The sequence below is a fragment of the Bacillus sp. FSL R5-0603 genome (genome assembly GCF_038050295.1).
GTDB classification, from domain to species: Bacteria; Bacillota; Bacilli; order Bacillales; family Bacillaceae; genus Bacillus; species Bacillus subtilis.
The window spans coordinates 2,936,058-2,957,923 of sequence record NZ_JBBOYP010000001.1 but is presented as its reverse complement, the minus strand read 5'-3'; the positions used below and the strand labels follow the sequence as shown (position 1 = coordinate 2,957,923).

The following is a 21,866-nucleotide window of genomic DNA, read 5'->3' as shown; positions in this document are numbered from 1 at the left end:
CTTTCAAATATAATTTGAAAAATGGTAAAGTAAGACGAAGCAGGTCTTATGTTTGTTGAAGAAATTTATAATATTGGCCCTTTTCTACATATTCTGACCGTATTCTTTGCATATCTTTTCGGTCTTCTTCCGTCAAAGGGCGGATGACTTTTGCAGGGCGGCCAAAGGCGAGATGGCCAGGCGGAATGATTTTTCCGGGCGGGACAAGACTGCCGGCACCAATAAAAGCGCCTTCGCCAATTTCGGCTCCGTCTAAAATGATTGAGCCCATCCCGATTAAGGCGTTCTTGCGGATAACAGCGCTATGAAGTGTAACCTGATGGCCTATCGTGGCGTCATCTTCAATGAGCAGCGTCTTGTTCGGGCTTTGATGGAGGCAGCTTAAATCTTGGATATTGACTCTGTTTCCGATTCTGGTCGGCGCAACATCTCCCCTTATGACAACAGAAAACCAAATGCTGGACTGTTCTCCGATCACGACATCACCGGTAATTGTTGCATTATCAGCTATAAAGGCTGTTGGGTGGATATCTGGCTTGTGTTCCTTATAAGGGTAGATCATAAGATTCATCCTTCTTTCTCTATTTAAATTTCGTATGAGGTGAAGAGCATGTGGACCTGGAAAGCAGACAGACCTGTTGCAGTGATTGTAATCATTCACGGAGCAAGTGAATATCACGGACGATATAAATGGCTGATTGAAATGTGGCGGTCCTCGGGTTATCACGTTGTCATGGGCGATTTGCCTGGACAGGGAACAACGACAAGAGCGAGAGGGCATATTCGCTCGTTTCAAGAATACATTGATGAAGTAGATGCTTGGATAGATAAAGCGCGAACCTTTGATCTGCCGGTTTTTCTTCTAGGTCACAGCATGGGCGGTCTGGTCGCGATTGAATGGGTTAAACAGCAAAGAAATCCCAGGATTACGGGAATAATTTTATCATCACCGTGTCTCGGACTGCAAATTAAAGTGAATAAAGCGCTTGATCTTGCATCAAAAGGCCTGAATGTCATCGCTCCGTCACTTAAGGTTGATTCGGGATTATCAATTGATATGGCGACGCGCAATGAGGACGTCATCGAGGCTGACCAAAATGATTCGTTATACGTCAGGAAAGTTTCTGTCAGATGGTACAGAGAGCTTTTAAAGACAATTGAATCGGCAATGGTGCCGACAGAGGCATTTTTGAAAGTTCCGCTTCTTGTGATGCAAGCCGGTGATGACAAGCTTGTTGACAAAACGATGGTCATCAAGTGGTTTAATGGTGTTGCTTCTCATAATAAAGCATACAGAGAGTGGGAAGGGCTTTACCATGAGATCTTCAATGAACCCGAGAGAGAAGATGTTTTTAAAGCAGCAAGAGCGTTTACTGATCAATATATTTGAACTAGTAGGGGGTGCATGTGTTGACAGTACCGGAACATCCTTTTGGATTGATGGCAAAGGTATATCGAGATATTTTTCCGCTCGTTCATCAAGAGCTGGACATATGGAAGCAAAAATCTGAATCGATTCATAACAGTGAATTGAAAGCACAGGCAACCGCAAGTATTCGGGACAAAACGTTTCACTGTGAAGGCGGCGGCATACTGGCCTTATTGTCAGGCAGCCAAAAACAGAAATGTGTCGAGTTTATCATCGCGTATCAAACGATTAGTGATTATTTGGACAATCTGTGTGACCGCAGCACCTCGCTGGACCCGCAGGATTTTCGGATGCTCCATGCCTCAATGCAGGACGCACTGACAGTGGGGGCGGAACTGCAAAACTATTATCAATTCAGGGAAGAACAGGATGACAGCGGATATCTGCACGAACTGGTCAAAACGTGCCAGCGTGTCCTTGGTTCCATTGAGCACTATGACATGATTAAACCTTATCTGCTTGAACTGTGCGGCTATTATTGCGATTTGCAGGTGCATAAGCACGTTATTGAGCATGAGCGTGTTCCGCGGCTTGAAAAGTGGTTTACTCAATATGAATCAGAGCTGCCTGAGATGGAATGGTATGAATTTTCAGCCTGTGCAGGCTCAACGTTAGGCATTTTCTGTCTGGTTGCGTATTCGTTCCAGCCTGATTTCACAGAAAGCACCGCTAAAAAAATCCGCGACAGTTATTTTCCTTACATACAGGGTCTTCATATTCTTCTTGATTATTTGATTGATCAAGAGGAGGACTTGCTGGAAGGAGACTTGAATTTCTGCTCATATTATCAGTCTCATGAAGAGATGATGAATCGGCTTGAACACTTTATCCATAAAGCCGACGAGCATTTACAAGGCATTCCGCATGAAAACTTCCATCGTTTAATCAATCGCGGCTTGCTTGGCGTTTATTTGTCAGATGATAAAGTGGCAGGCCAAAAGGAAATGGGCCGGCTCGCAAAGAAGCTGATCAAAGCCAGCGGAAAAACCTCCCTTTTCTTTTATATCAACGGCAGAGCCTACCGGAAATTTCAAAAAATGTCCTGGATGAAAAACTCAAAGAAAAAAGCTCAAATCATTTGCTGATCTGAGCTTTTTTTTCGATGGCGACAATAAATGGCGGGTCATTTTGCTGATTGATAAATCCGTATGATAATACACGGGCTGTTTGCTGGTCCAAGTCCCGGCAAAACTCGAGCACGTCGTTTTTTTCAGCTTTGCCTTCCGGGTGGCCATGATAGACGACGAGAACAATCAGACCTTCGTCTTTCATGATGCCGAGAAGCTGTTCAATTGCTTTGATCGTAGAACTGCCGTTTGTCGTAATTGATTTGTCCCCGCCCGGCAAATAGCCGAGGTTAAATACCGCGGCCGCCACTTTGCCATGTGTTTCAGGCGGGAGGGATTCAGCGATTTTATCATGGCTTTTGTGAAATAACGTTGTTCGCGCTTGATACATGTCACCGAGCCGTTCCTTTGTATTGGCCACGGCTGATTCTTGGATGTCGAATGCGTACACATGACCGTTTTCACCAACAAGCTCCGCTAAAAACTGTGTATCATGTCCGTTGCCCATTGTCGCATCTACGACAATATCTCCTTCTCCCGCGGCCATTTTCAGCAGTTCTTTGCTGTAGGGAAGAATTTTCTTCAAAATCATAGCGCTGATTCCTCCTCAAGCCGTTGAAAGAACTTTCCTTGATAGCTGCCTCGATTTTCTAGCTCTTTATTAATGGCGCCAAGCACTTCCCATTTGTTGACGCTCCACATTGGCCCGATCATCAACTCAATCGGTCCGTCACCTGTAATGCGGTGGACGATCATTTCAGGCGGAATGATCTCAAGCTGATCGCAGACGAGCTGCACATAATCATCTTGAGAAAGAAATTCCAGCTTCCCCTTTTCATATTGCTTGACCATTGGCGTGCCTTTCAGTAGGTGAAGCAGATGGATTTTAATGCCCTGGACGTCCAAATCTGCGACGGCCTTTGCCGTATCCATCATCATGTCCCGGTCTTCCAAAGGCAGCCCGTTGATAATATGCGAGCAGACACGTATGCCGTGTTTTCTTAATTTATTGACGCCTTCCACATAGCAGTTAAAATCATGTGCGCGGTTGATCAGAAGTGCAGTCCGTTCATGAACTGTTTGAAGCCCAAGCTCCACCCACAAATAGGTACGTTCATTCAGCTCTGCCAAGTAATCAACGACATCATCAGGCAGACAGTCCGGGCGTGTGGCGATCGAAATGCCGACCACATCAACTAAGGCGAGGACGGATTCGAATTTCTCACGAAGCACCTCAACCGGGGCGTGAGTGTTTGTGAAAGCCTGGAAATAAGCGATGTACTTACCGTCCTTCCATTTTTCGTGCATGCGGTTTTTGATGTCATGGAATTGCGTAATTAAATCATCGGCCCGGTTCCCGGCAAAATCGCCGGAGCCTGCTGCGCTGCAAAACGTACAGCCTCCGTGGGCTACGGTGCCGTCCCGATTCGGACAGTCAAAACCGCCGTCAAGCGCTACTTTAAACACCTTATGGCCGAAATGTTCTCTGAGATGATAATTCAATGTATGATAGCGTTTTTCCGTATTTGAATAAGGAAAAGGATTGTTCTGCATCACAATTCATGTGCCTCCTTGCGTACGATTGCATCCTAAAATTGTAGCACGCATTACACAAGAGAACAAATGAATATCGACCATAAATTACTTTATTGAATAAAGTCAGATGAGGCTACAATATGAATGATGGATAATTTCCATTACCAAGAGGAGGGGTTACTGTGGCAACAAGACAATCAGTAGATGAACATCTCCAGCAATGTATGCAGGCCTATGATTATGCTGAAGAACAGCTGAAAATCGCTTCTAAACAAGAGCATTATAACGATCAAGAATATAGTGATGCACAAATGCAGCTAGAAGATGCGGTAAATGCCTTGAATAAACTATGGCTGTCGTCAAATGATCAGCAGAGAGAACAGCTGTACAGAATGAGACTTCAGCTTCAATCTTTGCAAAATAATATGATCCTGCAGCACCCTCTTGATGTGTAGGAAAACGGACCCTTTTAAAAGGGTCCGTTTTTTTGTAAAAAAAGGATTGACTTTGTGAGTCAAAGTATTTATTGTATTAAGTGTACTAATTGAAGTAATACACTGTAGACACTAATATAAAATCATTTATATATTGACATTAAGGGAGGCAGTTATGAAACATAAAAAACGAAACAAACGTAACGTGCCAATGCTGATTGCGGCATCTGTGATCGCTTGTTCTTTTTTTCTTGTTCTTGTGATGATCGGTTTTGAATGGCAAAAAAGTATAATTGACCATTTTTATCTATAAAAGGTTCAGATCGTATAGAAAGTAGGGAAGTAAATGATTCAAATCGATCCAAGAAGCTCAACACCCATTTACGAACAAATTATACAGCAAATGAAAGAGCTTTGTTTGAAAGGGATCATGAAGCCTGGTGATAAGCTTCCTTCTGTCAGAGAATTGGCAACGATCATTATTGCGAATCCGAACACTGTCAGCAAAGCGTATAAAGAGCTTGAGCGAGAGGGGATTATTGAGACGCTGCGGGGCAGAGGGACCTATATATCGGAGAATGCAAAAACGACACTGGTTGAAGGGAAGATGACGATGATTAAAGAGCAACTCAAACAGCTCATCATCGATGCACACTATGCAGGGGTTGAGCTGGAAAAACTGCACGAATGGATAAAGGAAATCAGTGCTGATGTGAAGGGAGGCAAAAAAAATGATTGAACTGCGGCAGCTGTCAAAAGCGATTGACGGCAATCAAGTATTAAAAGATGTTTCATTAACAATCGAAAAAGGAGAAATCTTTGGATTGCTTGGACGCAATGGATCGGGCAAAACGACGATGCTTCGCTTAATCCAGCAAATCATTTTCGCTGACAGCGGAACGATTTTATTTGACGGCGTAGAAATCAAAAAGCACCCGAAAGTCAAACAAAATATCATCTACATGCCTGTTCAAAATCCGTTTTACGACAAGTATACATACAAGCAGCTTGTCGATATCCTGAGAAGGATATATCCGAAATTTGATGTCACGTACGCGAATGAACTGATGAACAGATACGAAATTCCGGAAACGAAAAAATACCGTGAGCTGTCGACAGGCTTGAAAAAACAGCTGTCGCTCGTTCTGTCGTTTGCGGCGAGACCGGCGCTGATTCTCCTGGATGAGCCGACGGATGGAATAGACGCGGTGACAAGGCATGATGTGTTGCAGCTGATGGTCGATGAAGTGGCAGAGCGTGATACGAGTATCCTGATTACGTCCCACCGGCTTGAAGACATAGAGCGGATGTGCAACCGAATTGGTTTTCTTGAAGATAACAGCCTGACCAACGTCATGGATCTTGATGAGTTAAAAGAAGAATACATTAAAATTCAAATGGCTTTCGATACAGATGTCAATTTGGCCATCAGAGAGCAAAACATTCCGATGCTCGATCAGGCCGGCGTGTTTTACACAGTGCTGATTCCGAAAAGCGATGAGGAGAAAAAGAGCTTTTTGAGAGAGCTGAAGCCAAAAGTATGGAATGAGCTTCCTGTCAACCTGGAAGAAGTGTTCATTGCGAAGTTTGGAGGGAAGCGGAGATGGTAGACCGAGGTCTCCTCTATCGAGAGTGGAAACAGAATCAAGTGGTGATTTTGCTGAGTATTGTGTTTTTAGTGCTGGCAAATCCGCTTTCTATTGTTAATACGTATTTGTCTTATCAAGGGTGTCTGGCTCATCAAGACCCGCAATATTGTGAATTTATTGTGAATTATCATAGGAGCAATCTAATAGATATCAACTGGGTGCCGGGGGTCATTTTGGCGGTCTGCTTCCTCGGAATGGAGCGTTCGAAAGGCACGATGGATTTTATATTAAGCCTCCCGTATAACAGAAGCCAAATTTTCCAGACGAAATTTTGGTTAGGGGGCATTGTGATTGTGATGTCACAATTGATTGGCTTTTTACTTGCGTGGCTACTAATTCTTGTTTATAGCCCTGAACACGTCTACTTTTTTGAACACAGCAGCGTTGGAGTAATTGTGATTAGTTTTATGGCTTATTGTTTGTTGATGGCTGCTGGTGCATTAACGGGGAGTGTTTTTGCCCAGTTATTAACGGCATTTGCTGCTGCGGCATTGCCATATTTAATTGTCGCATTACCGCTTGGAAACTTTGAAGTTGTTTTTGGCGTGAGTATATGGGAAATGTTCCCTTCCCCTGAGGCGTATTTCTCTCTGACAAGCAATTTATTATATCTTGTGCCCATTGGTTATGTTGATAGTGACTGGCTTATCCATAGTAAATATATTTTAATGATTCCAGCTGCCATGAGCATTCTGTTTTACTTGGTTGGTTTGATAAGCTTCAAAAAGCTTCCAAGTGAACGAAACGGACACTTTTTCTTATGGAACAGATTAGACCGTCCGGTGCAAATTCTGGTTATGGCTTTTGGTATTCTTGGATTTGGTTTGTTTGGATACTCTGCCGGACAATCAATGATTGGTTATATTTTAGGAATGATCATTGGGGCAGTTGTTGGATTCTTTGTGAGCTACTTCGCTATTAATAAGAAAATGAAACATTAAGGAATACTTTCGGTTTGGAGGGAAGTGGTGTGCCAGATTCCGGGCTATTTTATAAAGAGTGGAAGCAAAATAAAGCTCTGCTAACCACGGTTTTTTTCGTACTTATGCTTAGCAATCCTTTTACCGTTTTAAATACGTACATCTCATATCAAGGCTGCGTTGATCATCAGAACGAGTGGGTCGGAAACTGCGTATTTTCGATTAACTATTTAAACGGTACATTTATCTCAGTGTTCTGGATTTGGGGTGTCGTTTTAGCGGTCAGCCAGCTTGGAATTGAACGAAGCAAGGGCTTGTTTGATTTTACATTTAGTCTTCCTTATACACGCGGACAGATATATAATACGAAGTTCTTTACCGGCGGAATGGTGATTGTGGTGCCGCAACTCATAGGTTATGTTTTGTCTGTTTTCCTGATTTTGCTTTTGAAGCCGGAAAAAGTGATTTATTTTCATCATCTTAGTATAGGGATGATGCTTATCAGCTTAATGGCGTATTCGCTAGTCATGGCCGCAGGTGCTTTAACAGGAAATATTTTTTCGCAGCTGCTGGTTTCATTTACTGTCACTATCTTGCCTTTTCTATTGATTGCTTTACCGGCCGAAAATTTAGAGATTATATTTGGACATAATGTCGCGTTTTTAAATACTGATATACCTGATTGGCTTCAGTATATTATCCCAATTATGTTTGTTAATCCCGAATGGGTAATGGATTCAGCTCAATATCTTTTCTTTCCGGCAGCCTGGAGCGGTATATTTTATATCATCGGTTACATCAGCTTCATCAAACTGTCAAATGAACGAAACGGATATTTCTTTTTGTGGAAAGCATTGGATCGTCCGGTGCAATTGGTCGTCATCATCATTGGTATTTTAGGCTTTGGCTATTTTGGTTTTACGGCCAGCGAGAGCTTTGCAGGCTATCTCATTGGCATGGCTGCAGGCGCGGTAATCGGTTTCTTGATTAGTTATTTTGCGATTTATAAAAAAACGAAACTTTTGTAAGGGAGAGAGAACATATGATTGATGTTCAGCATATCGACCATTCTTTCACGATCGGAAAAAAGGGCCGTGAGAATGAAGTTCCAGTATTGAAGGATGTTTCATTACGTGTGGCGAAAGGTGAGATCGCCTGTATTGTCGGGCGAAGCGGCTCAGGGAAATCAACGCTTTTGAATTTGATTTCCGGCTACATATCGCCGACAAAAGGGCGGATTGTCATTAATGGCACTGATGTTACGGGGTTTAATGAAAAGGAATGGGCGCAATTTCGGCTTGATCATTTCGGGTTTATTTTCCAAAGCTTTCAGCTCATCCCGGGTTTAACGACGTATGAGAATGTTGAAATGCCGCTGGCGTTAAAAGGAATCAAGCCCTCTGAGCGGAAGCAAAAGGTGCAGGACATGCTGAAACGCGTCGGTCTGGAAAACCACGCCGCTCATTATCCGAATGAACTGTCAGGCGGCCAGCAGCAGCGTGTCAGTATTGCTCGAGCGTTGATTTTAAATCCTTCGATTATCTTAGCGGATGAGCCGACGGGAAGCCTTGATTCAGAAACGGAACATGAAGTGCTGGAATTGATCCAGCAGCTGAATCGTGAGCGTGGCATTACATTTGTGATCATTACTCACGATGATGAAGTCGCTTCTATCGGACATTCAAAATTTCAGCTTCATGATGGTGTGCTAAAAGGAGGAATTACCGTTGAGGTTTAAGGATCAGGTTCATTTTATCAGAAGAAATATGAAGAAAAACAGGCTTCGCGTCTTTATGACGATTCTGGCGACAACAATGGCGTGTGCGTTTTTGGTTGTGCTGTCGTCCGTTGGATTTGGGATTCAAAAGACGATTACAGATATGACAATGAGCCAGCAGATTGTAACGAAAGTCAGCGTAATGGGCAAGGAAGGAGACAAGCCGATTAAAAAAGCTGATTTAGAGAAGTATGATCACGTAAGGTCAGTTGTAGAAAGAACGCAAGTGTATGAACCAAACAAAGCTACTTTAGGCAATCGTACAAATGAAAGCTCAAATCTCATTTTTACTAATATGAATGATGAATTAAAGGCCAATATGGAATTGGAAAAGGGAAGAGTCGCAAAGTCGGAAAATGAAATCGTAGTAGGATACGACTTCGCAAAGAGATTATTGACGAAAAAAGAATCGGAAGAATATAATAAAAAAATCGAAGAAGCAAAAGGAAATCCAGAAGATATAAAAGAACCAAAGGGCTATACGAAAGATATTCTGAATAAAACAATAGAACTAAGTGTATCGAAGACAGATCCTAAAACAGGGGATGTTACAAAAACAAAAACATATGACTTTAAAATTGTCGGTATTACAAAAAAACCATCTCAAGACTGGATGGAGGACTCAAACATTTTTATCAGTGATCAATTCAAAAAAGATTTTTCGGAATTCTTAGATTTCAAAGGCGGAAATGTTGAAACGAACATTGGCGTTTTTGCTGATAAGTTTGAGAATGTGGAACAGCTGACAAATGATCTAACAGATGACGGGTACTATGTCACATCAGTGACTACCGAACTTGAGGGAGCCAATACCTTCTTCATGGTCTTCAAAATCGGACTGATCTTTGTCGGATGTATCGCAGTTATCATTTCAGCGATCGGCATTTTTAACACGATGACGATGGCGGTGACAGAGAGAACGCAAGAGATCGGCATTATGAAAGCGATTGGGGCGAGCCCGTCAATCATTCGCCGAATGTTCTTGATGGAAAGCGCGTATATCGGAATTTTAGGCTGTGTGATTGGGATTATCATTTCTTACGGCGTGAGCTACCTTGTCAACCTGGCCGTTCCGATGATTCTTGCGGCCACAAGCGGAAGCGATGCGGGCGACTTGAATTACACATTCTCCTACATCCCGGCGAGTCTTGTGATCATTGCCGTTGTGATTTGCGGAGGGGTCGCAGTCATTTCCGGAATGAACCCGGCGAGAAAAGCAACAAAAACCAACGTGCTGACAGCGTTGAGAAGAGAACTATAATGCGAACGAGCCGGCTGAGACAGCCGGCTTTTTCTATAGCGCATGATAGCGTTTTGCTATACACTTGATAAAAAAGGAAAAAGTGCGGTGAGTTGATTGTTTAAACTTTTGCTGATTGAAGATGATGAATCGCTGTTTCATGAAATCAAGGATCGTTTAACGGGATGGTCCTATGATGTATACGGCATTCAGGATTTCAGTCAGGTGCTGCAGGAATTTGCGGCAGTTAATCCTGATTGTGTCATTATTGATGTACAGCTGCCTAAATTTGACGGCTTTCATTGGTGCCGGCTGATCCGCTCCCGGTCAAATGTTCCGATTCTCTTTTTATCCTCCCGGGATCATCCTGCTGATATGGTGATGTCCATGCAGCTCGGGGCAGATGACTTTATTCAAAAGCCATTTCATTTTGATGTGCTGATCGCGAAAATCCAAGCGATGTTCCGGCGTGTGCACCATTATAATACGGAGCCGAATACGATTAAAACGTGGTGCGGCGCTGCTGTAGACGCGGAGCAGAACCTCGTCAGCAATGACAAAGGATCTGTTGAACTGACCAAAAATGAAATGTTCATTCTAAAACAATTAATAGAGCAAAAAAACAAGATCGTCAGCCGGGAAGAGCTGATCAGAAGCTTGTGGAACGATGAGCGTTTTGTTAGTGATAATACGCTGACCGTCAATGTCAATCGCCTGCGAAAAAAACTGGACGTCCTGCAGCTTGGTGCATATATCGAGACAAAGGTGGGCCAGGGCTACATCGCGAAGGAAGAGGACAAGTTCTATGATTAAAGCATTCCTTATCGAAAGGCGGAGCTGGATTGCAGCGTTTTTGTTGCAGCAGGCTTTGATGCTGTTCATTGCTTTTGTCGATCCTTCCATATCATTTGGGAATGTACTTTATATGGTGTATTTGTGCATCTTGTTTTTTATCATATTCCTTTGGTTCCGCTATCGGAAAGAAACAGCGTTTTATAAAAGCTTGAAAACATGGGAGAACAATCTCGATGTGACAGCCATAAATGAACCGGAAACGCCGTTTGAAGCAATGGTTGAAAGAAGCATTGCCGGGCAAACAGAACACTTGAAGCAGACCGCAGCACGGCATCGCTTAGCATTGGAAAATGAAAAAGATGAGCTGATGGCATGGATCCATGAGGTCAAAACCCCATTAACAGCGATGCATTTAATCATTGATAGAATGGAAGAAAAAGCACTGAAATCCCAGCTGTCATATGAATGGCTGCGTATTCACCTGCTTCTTGATCAGCAGCTTCATCAAAAACGGATATCATTTATTGAAAACGATCTGTCTGTAGAATTCATTCAGCTTCAGCCTTTGATCTTTAAAGAAATCAAAGATTTACAATCGTGGTGTATCCAAAAAGGGATCGGTTTTGACATACAGCTCGAGGCCAAAGAAGTGCTGAGCGATGCAAAATGGCTGGCGTTTATCATCAGGCAGCTGCTGACAAACGCGGTGAAATACAGCGCAGCCTCTGAAATCGAGATCAAAAGCTTTCAAAAAGGGGAACAGACGCAGCTCCAAGTGAAAGACTGTGGCAGGGGCATTGATCCAAAAGATGTACCGCGTATTTTTGATAAAGGGTTTACATCCACAACGGATCACCATGATCAAGCGTCAACTGGCATGGGGCTGTACTTGGCAAAAAAAGCAGCGGCGCCGTTATTGATCCTTATTGATGTTGAGTCGGAGTTCGGTGCGGGGACAGTTTTTACATTAACCTTTCCAAGACGGAATCAATTTGAACATGTCATAAGCGTGTGACGAAAATGTCACATGCTTTTCTTTTTTGTTCGCCGTATCGAAGGAAAAGCCCGGCATTCCTTTTTATAATGAGATTATCCAATATAAAGGAGACTGCGTAAATGGTGATTTTAGAAGCGAATAAAATTCGAAAAAGTTATGGAAACAAGCTGAATAAACAGGAAGTGCTGAAGGGCATTGATCTTCACATTGAAAAGGGCGAATTCGTCAGTATTATGGGTGCTTCCGGGTCGGGAAAAACCACTTTGCTCAACGTTCTGTCCTCAATCGATCAGGTCAGTCACGGAACCATTCATATTAATGGAAATGACATGACGGCTATGAAGGAAAAGCAGCTGGCTGAATTTAGAAAACAGCATTTAGGCTTTATCTTTCAGGATTACAATTTGTTAGACACATTGACAGTGAAAGAGAATATCCTTCTGCCTTTATCGATCACGAAACTATCAAAAAAGGAAGCCAATCGCAAGTTTGAGGAAGTTGCAAAGGAACTGGGAATATATGAATTGCGGGATAAGTACCCGAATGAAATTTCCGGCGGCCAGAAGCAGAGAACATCCGCCGGAAGAGCGTTTATTCATGACCCGAGCATTATTTTTGCTGATGAACCGACCGGCGCGCTTGATTCGAAATCGGCCTCTGATCTATTAAATAAGCTGAGCCAGCTCAACCAAAAACGCAACGCCACGATTATTATGGTCACCCATGATCCTGTCGCGGCCAGCTACTGCGGCAGAGTCATTTTTATTAAGGACGGGCAAATGTATACACAGCTGAATAAAGGGGGCCAGGACAGGCAAACGTTTTTCCAGGATATTATGAAAACGCAAGGCGTGTTAGGCGGGGTGCAGCATGAACATTAATCAGCTCATCCTGCGAAATTTGAAAAAGAATCTCCGGAATTACTATTTGTATGTGTTTGCGCTCATCTTTAGTGTGGCGCTTTATTTCGCCTTTGTCACGCTGCAGTATGACCCAGCAATTAACGAAGTGAAGGCTTCAATCAAGGGAGCCGCGGCTATTAAAACCGCTTCGATTTTGCTTGTGGCTGTAGTGGCGATCTTCATTTTATATGCCAATACGATTTTTATTAAGAGACGGAGTAAAGAAATTGGGCTGTTTCAATTAATTGGAATGACGAAGCATAAAATTTTTCGCATCTTAAGTGCAGAAAATGTCATGCTGTATTTCGGTTCATTAGCGATCGGGGTAGCGGCCGGGTTTTCGATATCGAAGCTTGTCTTGATGATTCTGTTCAAAATTGTCGATGTCAAAGCGGATGCGAAACTGCATTTTTCTGAGCAGGCCTTGGTCCAAACGGTCATTGTGTTCTGCGGCATTTACCTTTTGATCATGATCATGAATTATACGTTTATCAAAAAACAGAGTATTTTATCTTTGTTTAAAGTAACGTCCTCCACTGAAGACAAAGTAAAGAAAATATCATTTTTCCAAATGATAATCGGCGCTTTAGGCATCGTGTTGATTTTGACAGGATACTATGTGTCTTCTGAGCTGTTTGGCGGAAAATTTAAGACCATTAATGAACTGTTTGTTGCGATGAGCTTCATTCTGGGGAGCGTCATTATCGGGACGTTTTTGTTTTATAAAGGATCAGTTACGTTTATCTCGAATATCATTCGAAAAAGCAAGGGCGGCTACTTAAATATTTCTGAGGTCCTGTCACTGTCATCGATCATGTTCAGAATGAAATCGAACGCCTTGCTGCTGACGATTATTACAACCGTTTCAGCGCTCGCCATCGGGCTGTTATCTCTTGCTTACATCTCGTATTACTCGTCAGAAAAGACCGCTGAACAAAATGTAGCGGCTGATTTTTCATTCATGAATGAGAAAGATGCCACGTTATTTGAAAACAGATTGAGGGAAAGCAACATCTCGTTTGTAAAAAAGGCAACACCTGTCCTGCAAGCAAATGTTGACATTGCAAATATTATGGATGGAACTCCGAAAGAGATGCAGGGCGATCCCAGCAATATGCAGCTTGCTGTTGTTAGCGACAAAGATGTAAAAGGAGTCGATGTGGCGGCTGGAGAAGCCGTTTTCTCAGGATACACCGACTTGCTGCAAAAAATAATGGTTTTCAAGGACTCTGGTGTTATTAAAATAAAAAGCAAACATGAGACGCAGCCATTAAAATATAAAGGATTAAGAGAAGAGTTTCTTGTATCCTACACGTTTACAAGCGGGGGCATGCCCGCTGTCATTGTGGATGACAGCCTGTTTAAACAGCTGAACAAGGATAAGGACCCCCGCATTCAGCTGGCGCAATCTACCTTTATCGGCGTCAATGTGAAACATGACGATCAAATGGAAAAAGCAAATGAGCTTTTTCAACAGGTGAACAAGAAAAACGAGCATTTATCAAGACTGGATACAAGCGCTGCGCAAAAATCACTGTTTGGTATGGTGATGTTCATCGTCGGCTTCTTAGGGTTAACGTTCCTGATTACATCAGGTTGTATCCTTTATTTTAAACAAATGGGTGAAAGTGAAGATGAAAAACCGAGCTATACGATTTTAAGAAAACTCGGTTTTACGCAGGGCGACTTGATAAAGGGGATACGCATCAAACAAATGTACAACTTCGGCATTCCGCTCGTTGTCGGCCTCTTCCACAGTTACTTTGCCGTCCAATCCGGCTGGTTCTTATTCGGATCAGAGGTATGGGCGCCTATGATTATGGTGATGGTGTTATATACTGCGCTCTACTCCATTTTTGGTTTTCTGTCAGTTCTTTATTATAAGAAGGTCATTAAATCGTCGTTGTGAAATAGAAAAAGCTCCAGACATTCTGGAGCTTTTTGTTTATCGTTTTGGCGCCCGATAACCGGCGGCTTCAGCTTCTTCAACTGAGCAAAACATTTCAGCCGGATCGGTTGTCCGGTCGTAGTATGTACTGCCTGGCGTGTGGTAGATGCCGTTTTTGCTTCCTTTGATATTACAGCCTTCTGCTTTGTCAGCTGTTTTGGTTTCATCACTTTCACTCGTATTGCTTGAAGAACTTCCAGTGTCTACATGAGAACTGGCGGTTTGTCTTTCCGTCTCTTTTAATTGATTTTCAAGCTTTGTTTTATCTTGTCGGAGTGTTTCGTTTTCAGCCTTTGCTGTTTTTGCATCTTCTTTGAGCTGCTTTTGATTTTCTTGAAGCTCTTTAATCTCAGCTTTTAATGATTTCTGAGTCTTTTTTAGATCGCTATTTTCGTTTTTAAGCTTCTCAAGCTTGTCTTGATCTTCTTTGTTGTCTTTTAATTTCTTTGCTTCAGAGCTGATAGATTTATATTCTTTCTCAAGTTCTTCATGCTCTTTTGTGAGGTTTTTATATTCGGCGTTTAGCGCTGAATATTCTTTCTCGGCATTTGCTGCGGAAGTGTCAGGTTCTGCCAATGCTGCCCCGGTAAAGAGCAGCACAAGGCCTCCAATGAAAAGCGGCCAAAAAAGTCTCTTGGAGAAACGTTTTTCCTTTTTCAGTACATATCTGACAAGGTGATATAATCCATAGCCCAGTGAAATGAGACATGCCAGAAAACCTAAGAATGCTAATACCATTTCCATAATATGACCCCTTTTTCTATTTATTTTACATTTTTCAAACAATATTTGTTAGATTTTTTCACGCTCATCAGTTGAAAACTGTGAGAGAGACAGATAGAATGAATGTGCTATGATAACTGGATTCGTACGGAGCCGTTTTAGGTTTCGTTTTTTTCATGAGCTTTTTTAGGTAAGAAAGGGGGATGAGTATGCCGCGTGCTCTTAAAATTTTAGTCATTGGAATGTTTATCAATGTGACGGGTGCTTCTTTTTTATGGCCGCTGAATACGATTTATATCCATAATCATTTAGGAAAGTCGTTAACAGTAGCCGGACTTGTCCTGATGCTGAATTCCGGCGCCAGTGTGGCTGGTAATTTATGCGGAGGTTTTTTGTTTGATAAAATCGGCGGTTTTAAATCGATTATGCTTGGGATAGCCATTACGTTAGCAAGCCTGATGGGTCTTGTCTTTTTTCATGATTGGCCAGCCTATATTGTGCTGCTGACGATTGTGGGCTTTGGCTCCGGTGTTGTTTTTCCGGCCAGCTACGCAATGGCGGGATCAGTATGGCCTGAAGGGGGGAGGAAGGCATTTAATGCGATATATGTCGCGCAAAACGCGGGTGTGGCCGTCGGTTCAGCGCTTGGCGGTGTCGTGGCATCTTTCTCGTTTTCATATGTATTTTTGGCGAATGCCGCGCTGTATCTGGTCTTTTTCTTTATTGTATATTTCGGATTTCGAAATATTCAGACGGGCGATGCATCCCAAACATCCGTGCTTGATTATGATGCTGTGAACAGCAAAGCAAAATTTGCCGCGCTCATCATTTTAAGCGGAGGCTATGTACTCGGATGGCTGGCTTATTCTCAATGGTCCACCACAATTGCTTCGTACACACAAAGCATTGGAATATCTCTTTCCTTATACAGCGTGCTGTGGACGGTTAACGGAATTCTCATTGTGCTTGGCCAGCCGCTTGTCGGTTTTGTGGTGAAAAAATGGGCCGAGTCGCTAAAAGCGCAAATGGTCATCGGCTTTATCATTTTTATTGTGTCTTTCAGCATGCTGCTGACTGCAAAGCAATTTCCGATGTTTCTCGCTGCGATGGTGATCCTGACGATCGGAGAAATGCTTGTTTGGCCTGCTGTGCCGACAATTGCCAATCAGCTTGCCCCTAAAGGGAAAGAAGGCTTTTATCAAGGCTTTGTCAACAGTGCGGCGACAGGCGGCAGAATGATTGGTCCCCTGTTCGGAGGAGTGCTTGTCGATCATTACGGCATTAAGGCCCTTGTTTTATCTCTGTTGGTATTGCTGCTGATCAGTATTGCCACAACGCTTCTATATGACAAACGGCTAAAATCAGCTAAAGAAACAAATAAGCAGGCATCAATCTCTTCATAAATAAAAGATCCCGCTGGGTGAGCGGGATCTTTCAGCGTGTCGACAAACCCTCGCATTCGTTGTCAGGCCTGCGCTTCGGTGCTCACGAATTAGAACATTCGCTCCGCTCCTATGCTCGTCCTTCCTAGACTTCAAGGGTTTTCAATCACGCTGAAAAGATGACAAAATCCTAAAATGAAAACCATTTTAGGATTTTGTCAACAATCTGAAAGATCCCGCCGGATGAGCGGGATCTTTTTACATAACCGGAAGCACTTTAACGGCATCCTTTACATTTGAATATGTTTTCAGCGACGAAAAATTGGCATCTAGTTTATTCATTTTCATGGCCAATTCAGGCTTAATGCCGGTAATGATTAACTCAGTTCCGGTCAATTTCAGCAAATGGCTCAGCTTGAAAATTTGGTCGGCCGTTTGTTCGTTCACTTGGGCCAATCCGGATAAATCAATGATCAAATAATCATCTTTGGATGTTGATAAGATATTCGTCAATGTGCAAACAATGGAATTAAATCGCTCCTCTGTCAGATTTCCGACTAGCGGAAGAGCTGAAATGCCATTGCGAATCGGGACAATAGGAGTTGAAAGTGCAGTAATTTCCGTGAGGGAATCCTCGAGAAGCTTTTCATACTCTTTTTGCTTGGTGATGTCTTTCTGAATTCCGACAAAATACGTTTTATCCTCTATTTCCATTGGATCAATATTTAATTCATTCCAGAACATCGTTCCGTCTTTTTTGTAGTTTTGGATCTGAACGGTGACCGGTTCTTTATTTTGTAAAGCGGTTCTGATGTTGTCCACTTCTGCAGGATCTGTGTGTTTTCCCTGTAAGAAGCGGCAGTTCTTTCCTAAAATTTCCTCGGTTTCGTAGCCGGTCATTTGAACAAAGCCTTGATTTACATAGACAATAGGATTATCTTCAAGTGCGGGATCTGTAATTACCACACCGACTCGCACGTGATCAAGCGCTTTTTTGATGACTTCCAGCTGTCCTGGTATCCCAAATGATTGAAAACTAGCCATATAAATCCCCCTTAGGCCGTCAGCTTGCTATGCGAAAGCCTGATATTCCCCTTTTTTAAAATGAATTCTACAGTAACCGTAGCACAACACATGTTCTGATTCAAGCAAGTGCAGTTTGTTGTTTGTCATTAGGGCTTGTCCTCGTATACACTAAAAATAAGAACAGAATATGAACATATGAACGGAAAGGTTTTCTACATGCTAAATAGGTGACTAGGTAAATGTCACTGGGTGAAAAATGAATCCAATGCATCAAGCTTACCGATCATGTGTTCACATATAATGGAAGAAACAAGCTTTTTACAGATTTGCCGGTATGTAGATATCGAAAATCATCGGAATCGTTTAAGGGGGCTGGATGGCCTGAAGTCGCTTTACGAAATAAGGGCTTTAGGAAGGTGATGATGAAGATGCTGCATCAGGTACTTATTGCTTGTGTAATTGGAGGAATCATGGGGATTCTCGGTCATGTGAAAAAGAGAGGCAGGCTGGAGAAGCCCAGAATGACGAAGCGGTTTATCTACCTTGGATTTTTGGAAGATTGGTTTATCGGAATGACAGCTTCCATTTTACTTGTATTATCCGCTGACCCCGATTCAGGAATTCAACTTGTCATCTTATCCATTATCTCAGGCTACGGCGGTGAAGCTGTTCTCAGAAGTTTTGACTTTGTGAGAGAACTGAACAGCGGCGGCGAACCGGCCGAGTCCAAACGTCAAACCAAAACTCCACCCGAATAATTGTCCTCAATCTTCGCCCGTTCAGGGTACATTCCCATTGTATACAAACCTGCTTGCACTTATGAACAGAATTCTATAAAATACAGTTAGATTACGGTTGCGATAAGAACAATGAAGAGGAGCAGTAAGAAACAGATATTGTTGCAGAGAGTTGACGGCTGGTGAAAGTCAATCAAGTTTGTTTCCGAACTCACCTCAGAGTTGCAGCGGTGAAAAGCCGCTGACGCATAACTGCGTTAAAAGTATCAAGTGAGTGCGGCGTATGCCGCGCTAACGAGGGTGGTACCGCGGGAAAACGAAAGTCTCTCGTCCCTTTTTGGGATGAGGGAGTTTTTTTTAGTTTGGGAATATTCTGAATATAATCCTCTCCTTCCCGTCAATACTTGAACCATACACGCCGTATTCAATCAGAAGGAGGTTTTTACTTTGAGTTTTCAGCACAAAGAGATAGAAAAGAAATGGCAAACATATTGGCTTGAAAACAAAACTTTTGCCACTCTTGATAATAATGAAAAACAAAAATTTTACGCGCTGGACATGTTCCCTTATCCGTCTGGAGCTGGGTTGCACGTCGGCCATCCTGAAGGATACACAGCTACGGATATTCTGTCCCGCATGAAGCGCATGCAGGGCTATGATGTCCTTCATCCAATGGGCTGGGACGCATTCGGCCTGCCAGCTGAACAATACGCGCTTGACACAGGGAACGACCCCGCTGTGTTTACGAAGCAGAATATCGATAACTTCCGCCGCCAAATTCAAGCGCTTGGCTTCTCATATGACTGGGATCGCGAAATCAATACGACTGACCCTGAATACTATAAATGGACGCAATGGATTTTCTTAAAGCTATACGAAAAAGGCCTTGCTTACGTTGATGAAGTGCCTGTAAACTGGTGCCCTGCGCTCGGTACTGTTCTTGCCAACGAAGAAGTCATTGACGGCAAGAGCGAACGCGGCGGCCATCCGGTAGAGAGACGCCCAATGAAGCAGTGGATGCTGAAAATCACCGCTTATGCGGACAGGCTCCTTGAGGACTTGGAAGAGCTTGATTGGCCGGAAAGCATTAAAGATATGCAGCGCAACTGGATCGGCCGTTCGGAAGGCGCTCACGTTCATTTTGCTATAGATGGACATGATGAATCCTTTACGGTGTTTACAACAAGACCAGATACGCTGTTTGGCGCTACATACACTGTACTTGCCCCGGAACACGCATTGGTGGAAAACATCACAACGGCTGAGCAAAAAGAAGCTGTTGAAGCTTATATCAAAGAAATTCAATCAAAGAGTGACCTAGAACGCACAGATCTTGCGAAAACAAAGACAGGCGTATTCACAGGAGCGTATGCGATCAATCCTGTAAACGGAGAAAAACTGCCGATTTGGATTGCAGATTATGTTCTTGCATCATACGGAACAGGTGCTGTCATGGCAGTTCCAGGCCACGACGAGCGTGATTTTGAATTCGCCAAAACATTCGGCCTTCCGGTGAAGGAAGTCGTAAAAGGCGGGAACGTTGAGGAAGCAGCTTATACTGGCGACGGCGAGCACGTGAACTCTGATTTCCTGAACGGCCTTCACAAACAGGAAGCGATTGAGAAAGTGATCGCTTGGCTGGAAGAAACGAAAAACGGTGAGAAGAAAGTGACGTACCGTCTTCGTGACTGGCTCTTCAGCCGCCAGCGTTATTGGGGCGAGCCGATTCCGGTCATTCATTGGGAAGACGGAACGTCAACAGCTGTCCCTGAAGAGGAGCTGCCGCTGATTTTGCCGAAAACGGATGAAATCAAACCGAGCGGAACGGGCGAATCACCGCTTGCGAACATTAAAGAGTGGGTGGAAGTCACAGACCCTGAGACAGGGAAAAAAGGAAGAAGAGAAACGAATACAATGCCGCAATGGGCGGGAAGCTGCTGGTATTTCTTGCGCTATATTGATCCGCACAATCTGGATCAGCTGGCATCACCAGAAAAATTGGAAAAATGGCTTCCGGTCGATATGTATATCGGCGGTGCAGAGCATGCCGTGCTTCACCTTCTGTATGCCCGCTTCTGGCATAAGTTCCTTTATGATATCGGCGTAGTGCCGACGAAAGAACCGTTCCAAAAGCTGTACAACCAAGGAATGATTCTCGGCGAAAATAACGAAAAAATGAGTAAATCTAAAGGGAACGTTGTCAACCCTGACGAAATCGTGTCCTCTCACGGCGCTGATACGCTGAGATTGTACGAAATGTTCATGGGACCTCTTGATGCTTCAATCGCCTGGTCTGAATCAGGATTAGATGGTGCGCGCCGTTTCCTTGACCGTGTATGGCGCCTGTTTATTGAAGACAGCGGTGAGCTTAATGGCAAAATCGTTGAAGGCGCGGGTGAAACATTGGAGCGCGTCTACCATGAAACGGTCATGAAAGTCACAGACCATTATGAAGGCCTTCGTTTCAACACGGGTATTTCCCAGCTGATGGTCTTTATTAATGAAGCTTATAAAGCATCAGAACTGCCGAAAGAATATATGGAAGGCTTCGTGAAGCTTCTTTCTCCTATCGCGCCACACTTAGCGGAAGAGCTTTGGGAGAAGCTTGGCCATTCCGGCACAATTGCCTACGAAGCTTGGCCTGTATATGATGAAACAAAACTTGTGGATGATGAAGTTGAAATCGTTATTCAGCTGAACGGAAAAGTAAAAGCGAAATTACAGGTTCCTGCCGATGCAACGAAAGAACAGCTGGAACAGCTTGCTCAAGCAGATGAAAAGGTCAAAGAGCAGCTTGAAGGCAAAACGATTCGGAAAATCATCGCGGTGCCTGGGAAGCTTGTCAATATTGTGGCAAACTAAGCCTAAAAAAAATCCCCTTTGCCAAAAGGGGATTTTTTTCATCAGTCTCAGAATAGCAATCGTTCAGCTGACTTTGATATACTGAACATGATCACTGTGAATAGGAGTGTTTTCTTTGGAAATAAAAGAAATCAGCACAGCCGCTTTGAAAGAAAAAATTGAGGCGGACGAAGAATTATATTTAATTGATGTCAGAGAAGATGAAGAGGTAGCGGAAGGCATGATCCCGCAAGCCGTTCATATTCGCATGGGGGATATTCCTGAAAAAATGGAAACCCTTGATAAAGACAAAGAGTATGTATTTATCTGCCGCTCAGGAATGCGCAGCATGAACGTCTGCAAGTACCTGGATGAGCAAGGCTTTAAAACAGTCAATGTTGAAGGCGGCATGATGGCCTGGGAAGGCGAAACAAAACCAAAAAACTAGGGGGGAAGCGGTCCC

The 21,866-nt window shown here is 43.3% G+C and carries 23 protein-coding genes and 1 other annotated feature; of the genes, 18 read left to right on the top strand and 5 right to left on the bottom strand.

Translation table 11 applies throughout. The features are described from left to right. Positions 1 to 46: 46 nt before the first annotated feature. Positions 47 to 562 carry a gamma carbonic anhydrase gene (locus tag NYE56_RS15255; RefSeq protein WP_004399093.1) on the bottom strand — a complete coding sequence of 172 codons (516 nt, stop codon included), beginning with the start codon at positions 560 to 562 and terminating at the stop codon, positions 47 to 49. Positions 563 to 610: 48 nt separating this feature from the next. On the opposite strand from NYE56_RS15255, the gene ytpA reads away from it, so the two are divergent. Both ytpA and tbcS read left to right on the top strand, forming a co-directional pair. Next, positions 611 to 1,390: a phospholipase YtpA gene (gene ytpA, locus NYE56_RS15250; RefSeq protein WP_004398545.1), complete on the top strand. Its 780-nt coding sequence runs from the start codon at positions 611 to 613 to the stop codon at positions 1,388 to 1,390. Positions 1,391 to 1,410: 20 nt separating this feature from the next. Next, positions 1,411 to 2,514 (top strand): tetraprenyl-beta-curcumene synthase, encoded by a 1,104-nt coding sequence (tbcS, locus tag NYE56_RS15245; protein WP_033882168.1) that lies wholly within the window; start codon positions 1,411 to 1,413, stop codon positions 2,512 to 2,514. Here tbcS and NYE56_RS15240 read toward each other — a convergent pair. After that, positions 2,504 to 3,088, bottom strand: a complete 585-nt coding sequence (locus tag NYE56_RS15240) for a tRNA (mnm(5)s(2)U34)-methyltransferase (protein WP_123372863.1) — start codon at positions 3,086 to 3,088, stop codon at positions 2,504 to 2,506. The two genes, tbcS and NYE56_RS15240, sit on opposite strands and share 11 nt — an antisense overlap. Next, a complete protein-coding gene (locus NYE56_RS15235; RefSeq protein ID WP_341284048.1) occupies positions 3,085 to 4,053 on the bottom strand; it encodes a TIGR01212 family radical SAM protein in 969 nt (322 codons plus the stop codon). The genes NYE56_RS15240 and NYE56_RS15235 overlap by 4 nt, the downstream gene beginning before the upstream one ends. Positions 4,054 to 4,214: 161 nt before the next feature. Between NYE56_RS15235 and NYE56_RS15230 the strand changes: the two genes are divergently transcribed. The 12 genes from NYE56_RS15230 to bceB all read left to right on the top strand — a co-directional run bounded on the left by NYE56_RS15230 (position 4,215) and on the right by bceB (position 14,655). Continuing rightward, positions 4,215 to 4,487, top strand: a complete 273-nt coding sequence (locus tag NYE56_RS15230; protein ID WP_003229117.1) for a YtzC family protein — start codon at positions 4,215 to 4,217, stop codon at positions 4,485 to 4,487. 154 nt (positions 4,488 to 4,641) lie between these two features. Next, complete coding sequence (locus tag NYE56_RS15225; RefSeq protein WP_003229119.1) at positions 4,642 to 4,779, top strand: hypothetical protein; 138 nt, start codon at positions 4,642 to 4,644, stop codon at positions 4,777 to 4,779. Between the two features lie 33 nt (positions 4,780 to 4,812). After that, positions 4,813 to 5,205 (top strand): GntR family transcriptional regulator YtrA, encoded by a 393-nt coding sequence (gene ytrA, locus NYE56_RS15220; RefSeq protein WP_003229121.1) that lies wholly within the window; start codon positions 4,813 to 4,815, stop codon positions 5,203 to 5,205. Continuing rightward, positions 5,198 to 6,076 carry an ABC transporter ATP-binding protein YtrB gene (ytrB, locus tag NYE56_RS15215; RefSeq protein WP_004398506.1) on the top strand — a complete coding sequence of 293 codons (879 nt, stop codon included), beginning with the start codon at positions 5,198 to 5,200 and terminating at the stop codon, positions 6,074 to 6,076. Before ytrA ends, ytrB begins: the two co-directional genes overlap by 8 nt. After that, positions 6,070 to 7,056: an ABC transporter permease YtrC gene (gene ytrC, locus NYE56_RS15210; RefSeq protein ID WP_029318287.1), complete on the top strand. Its 987-nt coding sequence runs from the start codon at positions 6,070 to 6,072 to the stop codon at positions 7,054 to 7,056. Before ytrB ends, ytrC begins: the two co-directional genes overlap by 7 nt. Positions 7,057 to 7,085: 29 nt before the next feature. Beyond that, positions 7,086 to 8,063 carry an ABC transporter permease gene (locus NYE56_RS15205; protein WP_187953823.1) on the top strand — a complete coding sequence of 326 codons (978 nt, stop codon included), beginning with the start codon at positions 7,086 to 7,088 and terminating at the stop codon, positions 8,061 to 8,063. A 14-nt stretch (positions 8,064 to 8,077) separates the two neighbouring features. Then, entirely contained in the window at positions 8,078 to 8,773 is a 696-nt protein-coding gene (gene ytrE / locus NYE56_RS15200; protein ID WP_014477726.1) for an ABC transporter ATP-binding protein YtrE, read from the top strand. After that, positions 8,763 to 10,073, top strand: a complete 1,311-nt coding sequence (ytrF, locus tag NYE56_RS15195) for an ABC transporter permease YtrF (protein WP_015251399.1) — start codon at positions 8,763 to 8,765, stop codon at positions 10,071 to 10,073. The genes ytrE and ytrF overlap by 11 nt, the downstream gene beginning before the upstream one ends. Positions 10,074 to 10,169: 96 nt before the next feature. After that, on the top strand, positions 10,170 to 10,865 hold the full coding sequence (gene bceR, locus NYE56_RS15190; RefSeq protein WP_015483587.1) for a two-component response regulator BceR: 696 nt from the start codon (positions 10,170 to 10,172) through the stop codon (positions 10,863 to 10,865). Next, positions 10,858 to 11,862 (top strand): two-component sensor histidine kinase BceS, encoded by a 1,005-nt coding sequence (gene bceS / locus NYE56_RS15185; protein ID WP_341284047.1) that lies wholly within the window; start codon positions 10,858 to 10,860, stop codon positions 11,860 to 11,862. The genes bceR and bceS overlap by 8 nt, the downstream gene beginning before the upstream one ends. Before the next feature lie 101 nt (positions 11,863 to 11,963). Next, entirely contained in the window at positions 11,964 to 12,725 is a 762-nt protein-coding gene (bceA, locus tag NYE56_RS15180; protein WP_103803281.1) for a bacitracin ABC transporter ATP-binding protein BceA, read from the top strand. Next, the gene (gene bceB, locus NYE56_RS15175; protein ID WP_341284046.1) at positions 12,715 to 14,655 is read left to right on the top strand and encodes a bacitracin ABC transporter permease BceB; all 1,941 of its coding nucleotides are present in this window, start codon (positions 12,715 to 12,717) and stop codon (positions 14,653 to 14,655) included. Before bceA ends, bceB begins: the two co-directional genes overlap by 11 nt. 36 nt (positions 14,656 to 14,691) lie before the next feature. Here the strand turns inward: bceB and NYE56_RS15170 are convergent, their stop codons facing one another. Continuing rightward, positions 14,692 to 15,438, bottom strand: coding sequence for an LMBR1 domain-containing protein (locus NYE56_RS15170; protein WP_341284045.1), 747 nt, complete (start codon positions 15,436 to 15,438; stop codon positions 14,692 to 14,694). Positions 15,439 to 15,626: 188 nt separating this feature from the next. On the opposite strand from NYE56_RS15170, the gene NYE56_RS15165 reads away from it, so the two are divergent. Then, positions 15,627 to 16,820: an MDR family MFS transporter gene (locus NYE56_RS15165; protein WP_341284044.1), complete on the top strand. Its 1,194-nt coding sequence runs from the start codon at positions 15,627 to 15,629 to the stop codon at positions 16,818 to 16,820. Between the two features lie 237 nt (positions 16,821 to 17,057). Here the strand turns inward: NYE56_RS15165 and NYE56_RS15160 are convergent, their stop codons facing one another. Further along, positions 17,058 to 17,843, bottom strand: a complete 786-nt coding sequence (locus NYE56_RS15160; RefSeq protein WP_268555635.1) for a blue-light photoreceptor — start codon at positions 17,841 to 17,843, stop codon at positions 17,058 to 17,060. Positions 17,844 to 18,247: 404 nt separating this feature from the next. Here NYE56_RS15160 and NYE56_RS15155 point away from each other — a divergent pair, with 404 nt between their 5' ends. The 3 genes from NYE56_RS15155 to NYE56_RS15145 all read left to right on the top strand — a co-directional run bounded on the left by NYE56_RS15155 (position 18,248) and on the right by NYE56_RS15145 (position 21,851). Then, positions 18,248 to 18,583, top strand: coding sequence for a DUF4257 domain-containing protein (locus tag NYE56_RS15155; RefSeq protein ID WP_003246114.1), 336 nt, complete (start codon positions 18,248 to 18,250; stop codon positions 18,581 to 18,583). Positions 18,584 to 18,685: 102 nt separating this feature from the next. Next, positions 18,686 to 18,900, top strand: a binding site (T-box leader). 109 nt (positions 18,901 to 19,009) lie between these two features. Continuing rightward, positions 19,010 to 21,424 carry a leucine--tRNA ligase gene (gene leuS / locus NYE56_RS15150; RefSeq protein ID WP_341284043.1) on the top strand — a complete coding sequence of 805 codons (2,415 nt, stop codon included), beginning with the start codon at positions 19,010 to 19,012 and terminating at the stop codon, positions 21,422 to 21,424. Positions 21,425 to 21,539: 115 nt separating this feature from the next. Next, a complete protein-coding gene (locus NYE56_RS15145; RefSeq protein ID WP_004398993.1) occupies positions 21,540 to 21,851 on the top strand; it encodes a rhodanese-like domain-containing protein in 312 nt (103 codons plus the stop codon). The last annotated feature ends 15 nt before the right edge of the window (positions 21,852 to 21,866 follow it).